Origin of the sequence: Curtobacterium sp. NPDC086286, from assembly GCF_044746255.1 — a bacterium.
Lineage (GTDB): Bacteria > Actinomycetota > Actinomycetes > Actinomycetales > Microbacteriaceae > Curtobacterium.
Genome location: NZ_JBIVBW010000015.1, coordinates 1 through 12,204, shown reverse-complemented (window position 1 = coordinate 12,204; position 12,204 = coordinate 1). Strand labels below are relative to the sequence as shown.

Here is a 12,204-nt window from a genome sequence, read left to right as displayed (position 1 = left end):
GACTGGACCTTCACCACCGGCGGCACATACACCACCGACAGTGTCACCTGGAAGTTCACCTCCGGCACCGACACCATCACCCACACCTTCACCGGCAAGTAGCGGTCAGCCGCAGGCACTGCGCCAGAGGGGCCCGTCGACCATCACGGTCGGCGGGCCCCTCTGTACGGTGCGAGACCGTGCTCAGCCGATGAAGGCGCCGGACCCGTAGTCGTCGTAGTTCGAGTACGAGCTCCCCATCGAGGCGAACGCGAACAGCCCGATGATCCAGAGGATCCACACACCGGTCATCACCCAGCCGGCGATGACACCGGTGAGTGCCAGGGCGCGCCCGCTCTCACCGGTCTGCTTGATGCGGCCGAGGGCGAGGTGGCCGAGGATCGCGCCGGCGGGACCGAGCAGGATCGCCATGAAGAACAGCGGGATGGCCCCGAGGCCGAACACGATGGACAGGATCGCCAGCGTGTTGGTCTTCGGGCGCTGCGCGTAGGGCTGGTAGCCCGCGGCCGCGTAGGGGTTCTGCTGGCCCGGGGCGGCGTACGGGTTCTGCTGGCCGGGGGCCGCGTACGGGTTCTGCGGCGCGGCGTAGGGGTTCTGCTGCTGCTGCGCGCCGTAGGGGTTCTGCGGCTGCTGCGCGGCGTACGGGTTCTGCGGCTGCTGCGGCGCCGCGTACGGGTTCTGCGGTGCGGCGTAGGGGTTCGAACCCTGCGGGGCGCCGTAACCCGGGTGCGCCTGCTGTCCGGACTGCCCCCACGGGTCGTTCGGCGCTGCCGCCGGTGCCTCGGGAGCGGACGCGCCGTACTGCTGCGGCTGCCCGGACTCGGGCTGGGCCGCACTCGACGGCACCGACGATGCGTTGCTGTCCGGCGTCTCGCCCGGCTTCGGCCACTGGTTCTGATCGGACACCGTCCACCCCTCTCGGCGCCACGGTCGTCGGCGCCTCATGTGAATCCTCCCACAGACACTCCCCTGCGGGCCGGACGCGAGCACGACGCAGACCGGACGCGGAACGGCGTCGGCCCGCGAGCGTCAGACCTGGACGGTCGTCACCGGCAGCGTCGAGTCCGCCGCGATCCCGAGGTCGCTCGGCGCGTGCCCCTCGGCGACGAGCCGGGCGCCGATCGCCGCGATCATCGCCCCGTTGTCCGTGCAGAGGTCGAACGGCGGGATGCGGAGCTCGACACCGGCCGCAGCACAGCGCTCCTCGGCGACGGCCCGCAGCCGGGCGTTCGCCACGACGCCGCCGCCGAGCAGGAGCCGGTGCACGCCGGTGTCCGCGCACGCACGCAGCGCTTTCGTGAGGAGCACGTCGACCACGGCCTCGCGGAAGCTGGCGGCGACGTCGGCCACGGGGACCTCGCGCCCCTCGTCACGGCAGCGCTCGACCCACCGGGCGACGGCGGTCTTCAGTCCGGAGAACGAGAAGTCGTAGCGGTGCGCGGCCATGTCCTTCGGCAGCGTCAAGCCGCGGGGGAAACGGATCGCGGTGGGGTCGCCGTCCGCCGCGGCCTTGTCGATCTGCGGGCCGCCGGGGTACGGCAGCCCCAGGAGCCGCGCGACCTTGTCGAACGCCTCGCCCGCGGCGTCGTCGATCGTCTCGCCGAGCAGTTCCACGTCGCCGACGAGGTCCTGCACGAGCAGCAGCGACGTGTGCCCGCCGGACACCAGGAGCGCCACCGTCGGCAGGTCGATCTCGGACCCGTCCGACCGGAGGACGTCGGCGCCGACGTGCCCGACCAGGTGGTTCACGCCGTACAACGGCTTGCCCGTCGCCACCGCGAGGGCCTTCGCGGCGCCGACCCCGACCATGAGCGCCCCCGCGAGGCCCGGCCCCGCGGTCACCGCCACGGCGTCGAGCTCGTCGAGGGTGACGCCGGCCTGCTCGAGCGCAGCGGTCAGCGTCGGGGTCATCGCCTCGAGGTGGGCCCGTGCGGCGACCTCGGGGACGACGCCGCCGTACCGCGCGTGCTCCTCCATGCTCGACGCGATGACGTTCGCGAGCAGGGTGTTGCCACGCACGATCCCGACACCGGTCTCGTCGCAGCTCGTCTCGATGCCGAGCACGAGTGGTTCAGCCATCGAGGGCCTCCTGTCCGATGGGGCCGACGCCGGACGGGCCGACGCCGGACGGCCCGACGCCGGACGGCCCGACGCTGGGAGCCGTCACGAGCTCCGCCCGCATCACCCACGCGTCCACACCGTCGGGCTGGTAGTAGCGGGGGCGGACGGCGATCCGCTCGAACCCGAACGCCGTGTACATCGCCTGGGCCACGGGGTTGTCGGCGCGCACCTCGAGGAAGACCTCGTGCACGCCACGCCGCCGCGCCTCGTCGAGGAGCTCGGTGAAGAGCACCCGACCGAGGCCCTTCCCCCGCTGGTCCGCCGCGACCGCGATCGTCTGGACGTCCGCCACGGGGTTGCCCGCCAACGAGGAGAGCCCGGCGTACCCGACGATCGTCGGCGCCCCGCCCTCGGTCGTCTCGACGACGACGTAGTACCCGTGCGGCGAGTACAGCTCGCCGGACATCTGCGACGCCGACCAGGCATCGGTCGGGAACGACGCGTGCTCCAGCCACATCACGTCGTCGAGGTCCTGCGGGTGGGCGCGCCGCAGGCGCAACCCGTCGGGCAGCGTCACTGCTTCACCCGCTTGGGCGCACCCGGCATCGTGACGTCCGGATCGCGGAGGTAGAGAGGCGCGTCCTCGGCGAAGGGCGCGCCGGAGGTGAGCCGGTCTGCGGCGAGCGCGCCGAGCCTCCAGGCCGGGATGGACAGGGCCGTCACGCGGTTCCAGCCCACGGCGTCAGGCCAGGAGGCGCGGATCGCCTCGTCGAGGTCTGCCGGCTTGGCGAGTCCGGGACCTGCGACGCGCGTGCCGGTCTGGCCGTAGGCGCTCCAGTAGACCTCGCGCCGACGCGCGTCCGTCAGGACGACGAACGGACCGGGTCCGTCCTGGTCGGCCGCGACCGCGTCGTGGCTGACCAGCGGGAGGACGGGGACGCCGCGTGCCGCGGCGAAGGTGCGGGCTGCGGCGATGCCGACGCGGAGGCCGGTGAACGGCCCCGGCCCCATGCCGGCGACGACGCCCGTGACGTCGGCGGGGGTGATGCCGGCCTCGTCGAGGACCTCGGCGAGGAACGGGCCGATGACCTCGGCGTGGCGGCGGCTGTCCTCGGTGCTGCGGGTCGCGAGGGCCTGCCCGCTGCCCGGGTCGACGACGGCGACCGAGGTTCCGGCGGAGGTGTCGATCGCGAGCAGCACGGTCCCATCGTAAGCGGCGGCGCGGTTGCTCGATGCCGATCGAGCGCCACTCCGGTGGCGGTCCCGGTCAGTGCTCGTCGTCCCGGACGACCGCACGCCGGACACCCTCGACGGCAGCGGCGACTCCTCGTTCGCGGACCGCCGCGTCCTCGTGCTCGGACTCGTGCACGAAGACGGTGGCACCGCGGCGCGCTCCGCAGAAGTCGACGACGCCGTGCTCGAGCTGGGTCTGCAGCGCCTCGCGGTACCCGTGCCGGTCGTAGACACCGGCATCGTCCCCGGCGACGGGCACGAGGTGGACGGTGAGCCGACCGAGGTTCCGGCGCATGCCCTCGTCGCCGCCGACGTCGAACGCCCACCCGTTCACGAAGACGCGGTCGATCCACCCCTTCAGCAGCGCCGGCAGCGACCACCACCAGACGGGGAACACCAGGACGAGGTCGGTGGCCCGGTCGATGCGCTGCTGTTCGGCGGCGACGTCCGTCGGGGCGTCCTCGCCGGTCCGGTAGGTGTAGCGGTCGGCGAGGGTGAAGCGCGGGTCGAAGCCCTCGGCGGCGAGGTCGGCGATCTCCGCCGTCCCCTCGGGCAACGTGCCCCGCAGTCGTTGCGCGACGTGGTGGGTCAAGGAGTCGGGGTCGGGGTGGGCGGTCACGATGAGCGTCGGCACACTGCATCTTCGCGAGGGCGGCTGGACGGCAGCAGGACCGCAGGGTCAGAGGACGGCGTCCGCCCAGCGCGGGCCGGAGGCGGTGACGACCACACGGCGCGGCTCGTCGGGGACGTCGTCCGGGTCGAGGTCGTCCGGGGTGCTGTCGTCACCGGCGACCGAGTCGTCGGCACCGGTCGCGCGGACGATCTCGACGTCGAGGACGCTGTCCGAGATGCCGTCGACGAACCCACGCCCCCACTCGACGACGACGATCGAGGCGTCCCAGTCGAGGTCGAGGTCGTCGAGCTCCACCGGGTCGGACAGCCGGTAGGCGTCGACGTGCACCAGGTCCGGCCCGGCCGAGGTCGGGTGTGTCCGGGCGAGGACGAACGTCGGGCTCGAGACCTGCCCGCGGGCGCCGAGCGCTGCGCCGAGCCCCCGGGTCAGGGTGGTCTTGCCAGCGCCGAGCGGACCGGTCAGGACGACGAGGTCACCGGCACGGAGGACGGCCGCGAGCCGGGCACCGAGTGCACCCATCTCCTCGGTGGTCCGGGCGGTGGTGTCGAGCAGCACGTGGGAGTCGGTCACCGTTCGCCCCGGAGGTACTCGGCGACGTGGCCCTCGACCCGGTGCCCTTCGTAGACGCGCGGCACCCGGGTGCCGATCCGGCAGACGATCTCCTCGCCGATGGTGCCGAGCGCGTCGCCCCACTCGAGGACCGTCATCTCGTCGTGCTCACCCGTGCCGAACAGCACGACGGTGTCACCGACCCGGACGTCGTCGTCGCCGACGTCCACGAGGAACTGGTCCATCGCGACGCGACCGGCGATCGGGTAGCGCGTGCCGCCGATCGCGACCTCGATGCGGCCCTGCGCCAACCGCGGGACGCCGTCCGCGTAGCCGACCGGGACGAGCGCGAGGGTGGTCTCGGCGGTGGTGCGGTACGTGTAGTCGTACGAGACACCGGTGTCGACGGGCACGCGCTTCGTCTTCGCGACCGACGCGGTCAGGGTCATCACGGGCTCGAGGCCGAGGTCGGCCGCCGAGACGCCGTCGGCACCGGGGATGCCGAACAGGTTCGCGCCCATCCGGACCATGTCCTTGCGGAACTCCTTGCGCTCGAGCCCGGCGAGCGAGGCGGCGACGTGCTCCGTCGGGATGTCGAGGCCGAGGTCGTCGGCCTGCTCGACCGCGTCGTCGAAGAGCGCCACGGCGGAGGCGTCCTCGTCGTCGGAGGACTCGGCGAGGTGCGTGTAGGCGGCCACGACCTCGATGCGCCCGTCACGCTGGGCGTCGCGGGCGAGGGCCACGAGGGCGGGCCAGTCGTCCGGCGTCGAACCGTCGCGGTGCAGGCCGGAGTCGAAGCCGAGGTGCACCCGGGCGGGACGCTGGTCGACGGCGTCGATCACCCGCTGCAGCTCCGGCACGTTCGAGACGCCGAGGTCGACGGCGGAGTCGATCGCGTCGCGGAAGTCCAGCGCGGGGTCGTGCTGCCACGTGAAGAGGTGGACGTCCTCGCCGACGCCGATCGACCGCAGACGCAGGGCAGCGGGGACCGTGAGCACGCCGATCCACCGGATGCCCGCGTCCACCGCGGCGAGGGCGATCGGCTCGAGGCCGTGCCCGTAGGCGTCGGCCTTCATGATCGCCATGAGCTCGACCGGGTCCATCCACTCGCGCACCAGGTCGAGGTTGGCGCGGTAGGCGTCGAGGTCGATCTGGGCTCGGCGCAGCGGCGCGTTCACGAGGTCCTCCGTTCGACGCTGCGGCCGACCCGGGCGACCACCTCGTAGTTGATCGTGCCGACTGCGGCGGCCCAGTCCTCGACCGCGGGGTCGCCGTTCGCCGGGTCGCCCCAGAGCACGGCCTCGTCGCCGATCCGGACGTCGGCGTCGCCGATGTCGACGTGCATGGCGTTCATCGCCACGCGACCGACGACCGGGAAGGTGCGGTCGCCGATCCGCACCGAGACGCGGTTGCCGAAGTCGCGGTCGAAGCCGTCCGCGTACCCGAGCCCGATCACCGCGAGCCGGGTGTCCGTCGTCGCACGCCAGGTGTAGCCGTAGCTGACGCCCTCGCCAGCTCGCACCGGGACCGTCCGGAGGACCGCGGCGGTCACGCGCATCGCGGGGCGGAGCCCGAGGTCGGCCGAGGTGCGGTCGGGGAACGGGCTGAGGCCGTACAGCGCGAGGCCGACCCGGGCGACGTCGTGCCGGGTCTCCGCGACTGCGAGGCTCGCGGCGCTGGCGGCGAGGTGCACCATGTCGGGAACGATGCCGTTCGCAGCGAGACCGTCGAGCGCCCGCTGGAGGGCGGCGTCCTGGTCGAGGTCGTCGGCGCGGGAGGCGTTCGCCAGGTGCGACATCAGGCCTTCGATGCGGGTGCGGTTGCCGCTGCGGGCAAGGCGACCGGCGGTGGCGAAGAGCTCGGACCACTCGGACTCGACCGCGCCGTTGCGGCTCAGGCCGGTGTCGACGCAGATGTGCACCGCGGGGACCTCGGAGTCGGCGGCGGCGGAGAGCTGGTCGACGCTCGAGACCGCCGGGGTGATGCCGTACTGCGCGGCGCGACGGAAGTCCTCGTCGGGGGCGTGCAGCCACGCCAGGATCCGGACACCCTCGTCGATGCCGGCGTGGCGGAGGGCGATCCCCTCGTCGATGTCCGCGACGCCGAGCCACTCCGCGCCGGCGTCCACGAAGGCCTGCGCGGACTCCGCTGCGCCGTGGCCGTAGCCGTTGGCCTTGACGACCGCGATGACGCCGGACGGTGCCACCTGTTCGGCGACGGTCGCGTAGTTGGCGATCAGCGCCTCCCGATCGACCGTGATGCCGGTGAACGCGCTCACCTGTATGCCCCTGTTCCTTCGAGGACCACGAACGCCGTCGCGATCCCTCCGTCGTGCGAGAGCGAGAGGTGCACGCTCGTCACCCCGCGCCCGTCCGCCACCTGGCGCGCCCCCTGGCGCAGCGTCAGCGACGGGTTCCGCTGGTCGTCGGAGACGACCTCGAGGTCCTGCCAGCTCAGCCCGGCGCTCGACCCGAACGCCTTGATCAGCGCTTCCTTCGCCGCGAACCGCGCGGCCAGCGACGCGATCGGTCGCGGTTCCCCGTCGCGGACGAGCTCCGACGGGGTGAAGAGGCGCGTGCGCATCGCGGGCGTCCGGTCGAGCACCCGCTCGAACCGTTCCAGGTCGACCACGTCGACACCGATGCCGATGATCATCGTGCGACTACTCGACGGTGACCGACTTCGCGAGGTTGCGCGGCTGGTCGACGTCGAGGCCCTTGGCCGCGGCGAGCTCCATGCCGAACATGTGCAGCGGTGCGACCGCGAGCAGCGGCTCGAACAGCGGCGTCGCGAGCGGGATGCGCAGCACCTCGTCGGCGAAGGGCAGCACGGCGGCGTCGCCCTCTTCCGCGATCGCGATCACCCGGGCGCCGCGGGCGCGGATCTCCTGGATGTTCGAGACGACCTTGGGGTGCAGCGACCGCGGGTCGCGCGGCGACGGGACGATCACGAAGACGATCTGCCCCGGCTCGATCAGGGCGATCGGGCCGTGCTTGAGCTCACCGGCGGCGAAGCCCTCGGCGTGGATGTAGGCGAGTTCCTTGAGCTTGAGGGCACCCTCGAGCGCGATCGGGTAGCCGACGTGGCGGCCGAGGAAGAGGACGCTCCGGGTGTCGGCCATCCAGCGGGCGAGGTCCTTGATGCCGGACGCGTCGTCGATGGTCTGCTGCAGCTTCGGTGCGAGCCCCTCGAGCTCCGCGACCTGCTCGGCGATCTGCTCGGCCGTGAGCGTGCCCCGCAGCGTGGCGAGGTGCAGCCCGAGCAGGTAGAGCGCGACGCCCTGCGCGATGAACGCCTTGGTCGACGCGACGGCGACCTCGGGCCCGGCGTGCGTGTAGATCACGGCGTCGGACTCACGGGGGATCGTGGCGCCCTGGGTGTTGCAGATCGACAGGACTTGGGCGCCCTGCTCGCGGGCGTACTTCACGGCCATGAGCGTGTCCATGGTCTCGCCGGACTGGCTGATCGAGACGACCAGCGTGCGGTCGTTCAGCACCGGGTCGCGGTAGCGGAACTCGTGCGCGAGCTCGACCTCGACCGGGACGCGGGCCCACTGCTCGATCGCGTACTTGCCGAGGATGCCGGCGTAGGCCGCGGTGCCGCAGGCGATGACGATGACCCGGTCGACCTGCGCGAGGCGGTCGGCGATCGGGTCGAGGTCCGTCAGCGTCACGGCACCGTCGTGCACGCGGCCGAGGATGGTCTTGGCGACGGCCTCGGGCTCCTCGCTGATCTCCTTCGCCATGAACGAGGTCCAGCCGCCCTTGTCGGCCGCGGAGGCGTCCCAGTTCACCTCGAACTCGCTCGGCGATGCCGGGGTGCCGTCGAAGTGGATGACGTCGACGCCGTCGGGGCGGATCGTGGCGATCTCGTCCTGCCCGATGGCGAGGGCGCGCTGCGTGTAGGCCACGAACGCGGCCACGTCGGAGCCCATGAAGTTCTCGCCGTCGCCGAGGCCGACCACGAGGGGGGAGTTGCGACGGGCGCCGACGACCACACCGGGCTGGTCGGCGTGCACGACGAGGAGCGTGAACGCCCCTTCGAGCCGCTGCACGGCCTGCTGCATGGCGGCGGTCAGGTCACCCGTCGCGCGGAACGACCGGGCGACGAGGTGTGCCGCGACCTCGGAGTCGGTCTCGCTGAGGAACGCGACGCCCTCGGCCTCGAGCTCGGCGCGGAGCTCGGAGAAGTTCTCGATGATGCCGTTGTGGATGAGGGCGAGCTTGCCGCCGTCGGCCAGGTGCGGGTGCGCGTTGCCGTCGGTCGGGCCACCGTGGGTCGCCCAGCGCGTGTGGCCAATGCCCGTCCCGCCGTCGGCGATGGGGTGCGATTCCAGCTCGTCCACGAGGGCCTGGAGCTTGCCCGCCTTCTTCGCGGACGCGAGCTCGTGCGACCCGTCCACGACGGCGATGCCCGCCGAGTCGTAGCCGCGGTACTCGAGCCGACGGAGACCACCGAGGAGGACGTCCTGGCTGCTGTTGCTGCCGACGTAGCCGACGATTCCACACATGGGGACGATCCTACGGTCTGGCTGGACGACGACCCTGCGAACCAGCAGGGCTGGGGATAACGTTTGGGACATGGGACGCTTCGACGACATCGCGATCACGACGCTGCACGGTGAGGACACCACGTTCGGGGCGTTCGCGGACAAGGCGGTGCTCGTCGTGAACGTCGCGTCGCGCTGTGGCCTCGCTCCGCAGTACGAGCAGCTCGAGGCGCTCCAGAAGGAGTACGGGCCCCGCGGCTTCACGGTCCTGGGCTTCCCGAGCAACCAGTTCCTGCAGGAGCTCGGCTCGTCCAAGGCGATCGACGAGTACTGCTCCACCACGTGGGGCGTCACCTTCCCGATGTCCGAGAAGGTCAAGGTGAACGGCAAGAGCGCCCACCCGCTCTACCAGGCGCTCAAGGAGACCCCGGACGCCGACGGCAAGGCCGGGCGGGTCACGTGGAACTTCGAGAAGTTCCTGGTCGCCCCGGACGGCACGGTCACGCGGTTCCGCCCGACGACGAAGCCGGATGCGCCGCAGGTGATCGCTGCGATCGAGGCGGCGCTGCCGGTCTGATCGCGAAGGCCGATCGAGAGTGATCGCGATCGCTATGTTCCAAGCATCACCCGTCTGCAATATGTCATATTGAACATCCGTACACGAAGGATGTTCCATGTTCCCCAACTCCATCCGGGCCTGCTCGATCGGCGCACTCGGCCTCGCTCTGATCGTCGCGCCCGTCATCGTCCCGGCCACGGCGCACGCCTCGCCCCACCGGCTCGATGTCGCTTCCAGCGCCGCTCCGGTGCCGTTCTCGATCACCTCCGGCACGAAGTACATCAAGGGTGAGCCGTTCTCGATCACCGGCACCGGCCCGCGGTCCAGCACCATTCAAGTTGCCTCCGACGATCCTGGCTTCCCGAGGGGCGCCGAGACCGACGCGGCCGGGAAGTGGTCGTACCCTCTGACGGATTTCGCGACTCGGAACGAGAGCCTCACCTTCGACTTCCGTACCATCGACGACGAATTCGAGCGGATCACCTTCTCCGTCGACCGCGACGACAAGGCCGTACCGCTCTCGATCACGTCGGGCACGAAGTACATCCGTGGCGAAGCGTTCACCATCACCGGCACCGGGCCTCGATCCAGCACCGTCGAGATCATCTCCGCCGAGACCGGTTTCAGCCGCACCGTGAAGACCGACGCCGACGGGAACTGGTCCTACCAGCTCAACGACTCCGCCACGCGGAACGACAGCCTCACCTACCACTTCCGCACCCACCTCGGCGAGTTCGAGACCATCACCTTCACCGTCGACCCCGACAACGAACCCGTCCCCTTCGCCATCACCTCCGGCACGACGTACATCAAGGGCGAACCGTTCACCGTCACCGGCACCGGGCCCCGATCGAACGCCATCGAGATCATCTCCGCCGAGACCGGTTTCAGCCGCACCGCGAAGACCGACGCCGACGGGAAGTGGGCCCACGAGCTCAACGACTCCGCCACGCGGAAAGACAGCCTCACCTACCACTTCCGCAGCCACCTCGGTGCGTTCGAGACCGTCACCTTCACCGTCGACCCCGACAACGAACCCGTCCCCTTCGCCGTCACCTCCGGCACGACGTACATCAAGGGCGAACCGTTCATGGTGACCGGAACCGCGCCACGCTCCAGCAAGCTCGAGGTCGTCTCCGCGGCCGGATTCGCCACCCTGGTCGACACCTCGACTGACGGCAAGTGGTCCTACATGCTCAACGAGTACGCAACGAACGCTGACGGCCTCGCCCTTCGCTTCCGGACGCACCTGGGCGAGTTCAAGGAGATCGCGTTCACCGCCGACCCCGACCAGCGGGCGGTCCCGCTGGCCGTCACCTCCGGAGTGACGTACACGCGTGGCGAGCCGTTCACCCTCACCGGTACCGCGCCACGGAACACCGGTGTCGCCATCAGCGTGCCGAGGGGCAGCGCCACTGCCGAGACCGATGCCGACGGCAACTGGTCGTACACGCTCGACGCGGAGCTCACGGACACCGACTCGATCGCGGTCGGTCTCGACAACCACCTCGGCGAGCACGAGAGTGTCACCCTGCAGGCCGATCCCGACGCACTCGCTGTCACGTCGGGCCGGTCGTACACGAAGGGCGAGCCGTTGACGGTCACCGGCACGGGCCCACGCTCCACTCCGCTCGAGATCTCGATCTCCGGTGGCGTCCCCGCGGTGATCGGGATCCGCGCGGACGGGACCTGGGCGTACGAGCTGGGTGCCCGCGCGACCGACGTCGACGAGCTCGTCCTCGGACTCCGACCGAACAGTGGCGACGCCAAGACCGTCATGCTCGCGGGGAAGCCGAGCACCAAGCCCGTCCCCTTCGCAGTCACCTCCGGTACGGAGTACGTGCAGGGAGAGCCCTTCACGATCACTGGTACCGGACCCCGCTCGAGCACGATCGACGTCTTCCCCGAGTACCTCGAGCTCACGAGGAACACGAAGACCGATGCGGACGGCAAGTGGTCGTACCAGCTCAACGAGTACTTGACTCGCTTCGACAGCCTGACGTTCGGCTTCCGCACGGTCGCTGGTGAGCACCAGACGATCACCTTCACGCCGGACCCCGACCAGAAGGCAGTGCCCTTCGCGATCACGTCCGACACGACCTACGGCAAGGGCGACGCCTTCACGATCACCGGGACCGCACCGCGCTCGACGACGCTCGAGATCACCAACGAGCACGGTGTCACGAAGAGCGTCGCGACCGGCGCCGACGGCACGTGGAAACACACTCTCAACGAGTCCGCGACGAACCGCGACCGCTTCACGTTGCGATTCCGCACCCACCTCGACCACTTCGAGTCGGTCACTTTCACTGCCGATCCGGCCAAACAACCCGCACCAGTGGTGATCACGTCAGGAACGACGTACACGAAGGGCGAAGCGTTCACCATCGCCGGCACCGCCAAGCCAAAGGCCGAGATCGGTGTGCGCATCGCGCTGATCGGCCCGATCGACCCGGTGACGGCCGATGCCGCCGGCAAGTGGTCCCTGGCGATCACCGCCGACCAGGCGAAGGAGGACCGCCTGGCCCTCGTGCTGACCGCGAACGGCAGCGACCAACGGCACGAGTTCACGGCGCGGGACGAAGCGACCGAGCCCGCGCTCCGGCTCACGTCCCCCACCGAGTACACCAAGGGACAGAAGATCACCGTCACCGGCAAGAACACCCCCGGCAAGACCGT

12 protein-coding genes are annotated in these 12,204 nt (G+C 70.8%); 2 read left to right on the top strand and 10 right to left on the bottom strand.

The window, feature by feature from the left end; translation table 11 throughout:
• Positions 1-183: 183 nt before the first annotated feature.
• The 10 genes from ACIPKM_RS18535 to glmS all read right to left on the bottom strand — a co-directional run bounded on the left by ACIPKM_RS18535 (position 184) and on the right by glmS (position 8,987).
• Positions 184-906, bottom strand: a complete 723-nt coding sequence (locus ACIPKM_RS18535) for a DUF4190 domain-containing protein (protein WP_071294739.1) — start codon at positions 904-906, stop codon at positions 184-186.
• 123 nt (positions 907-1,029) lie between these two features.
• The gene (gene tsaD / locus ACIPKM_RS18530; protein WP_071294740.1) at positions 1,030-2,079 is read right to left on the bottom strand and encodes a tRNA (adenosine(37)-N6)-threonylcarbamoyltransferase complex transferase subunit TsaD; all 1,050 of its coding nucleotides are present in this window, start codon (positions 2,077-2,079) and stop codon (positions 1,030-1,032) included.
• A complete protein-coding gene (gene rimI / locus ACIPKM_RS18525; protein WP_071294741.1) occupies positions 2,072-2,638 on the bottom strand; it encodes a ribosomal protein S18-alanine N-acetyltransferase in 567 nt (188 codons plus the stop codon). Before rimI ends, tsaD begins: the two co-directional genes overlap by 8 nt.
• The gene (tsaB, locus tag ACIPKM_RS18520) at positions 2,635-3,261 is read right to left on the bottom strand and encodes a tRNA (adenosine(37)-N6)-threonylcarbamoyltransferase complex dimerization subunit type 1 TsaB (protein WP_071294742.1); all 627 of its coding nucleotides are present in this window, start codon (positions 3,259-3,261) and stop codon (positions 2,635-2,637) included. Before tsaB ends, rimI begins: the two co-directional genes overlap by 4 nt.
• 67 nt (positions 3,262-3,328) lie before the next feature.
• Positions 3,329-3,928 carry an NAD(P)H-dependent oxidoreductase gene (locus ACIPKM_RS18515; RefSeq protein ID WP_071294743.1) on the bottom strand — a complete coding sequence of 200 codons (600 nt, stop codon included), beginning with the start codon at positions 3,926-3,928 and terminating at the stop codon, positions 3,329-3,331.
• Between the two features lie 45 nt (positions 3,929-3,973).
• On the bottom strand, positions 3,974-4,498 hold the full coding sequence (gene tsaE, locus ACIPKM_RS18510; protein WP_374115182.1) for a tRNA (adenosine(37)-N6)-threonylcarbamoyltransferase complex ATPase subunit type 1 TsaE: 525 nt from the start codon (positions 4,496-4,498) through the stop codon (positions 3,974-3,976).
• Positions 4,495-5,655, bottom strand: a complete 1,161-nt coding sequence (alr, locus tag ACIPKM_RS18505) for an alanine racemase (protein WP_071294744.1) — start codon at positions 5,653-5,655, stop codon at positions 4,495-4,497. The genes tsaE and alr (ACIPKM_RS18505) overlap by 4 nt, the downstream gene beginning before the upstream one ends.
• Positions 5,652-6,755 (bottom strand): alanine racemase, encoded by a 1,104-nt coding sequence (gene alr / locus ACIPKM_RS18500; RefSeq protein WP_254790717.1) that lies wholly within the window; start codon positions 6,753-6,755, stop codon positions 5,652-5,654. Before alr (ACIPKM_RS18500) ends, alr (ACIPKM_RS18505) begins: the two co-directional genes overlap by 4 nt.
• Positions 6,752-7,132 carry a holo-ACP synthase gene (locus ACIPKM_RS18495; RefSeq protein WP_071294746.1) on the bottom strand — a complete coding sequence of 127 codons (381 nt, stop codon included), beginning with the start codon at positions 7,130-7,132 and terminating at the stop codon, positions 6,752-6,754. The genes alr (ACIPKM_RS18500) and ACIPKM_RS18495 overlap by 4 nt, the downstream gene beginning before the upstream one ends.
• A 7-nt stretch (positions 7,133-7,139) precedes the next feature.
• Positions 7,140-8,987, bottom strand: a complete 1,848-nt coding sequence (gene glmS / locus ACIPKM_RS18490) for a glutamine--fructose-6-phosphate transaminase (isomerizing) (RefSeq protein WP_071294747.1) — start codon at positions 8,985-8,987, stop codon at positions 7,140-7,142.
• 70 nt (positions 8,988-9,057) lie between these two features.
• On the opposite strand from glmS, the gene ACIPKM_RS18485 reads away from it, so the two are divergent.
• Positions 9,058-9,543, top strand: a complete 486-nt coding sequence (locus tag ACIPKM_RS18485) for a glutathione peroxidase (RefSeq protein WP_071294748.1) — start codon at positions 9,058-9,060, stop codon at positions 9,541-9,543.
• A 97-nt stretch (positions 9,544-9,640) separates the two neighbouring features.
• A partial coding sequence (locus ACIPKM_RS18480) for a hypothetical protein (protein WP_402737304.1) occupies positions 9,641-12,204 on the top strand: 2,564 nt, incomplete at its 3' end.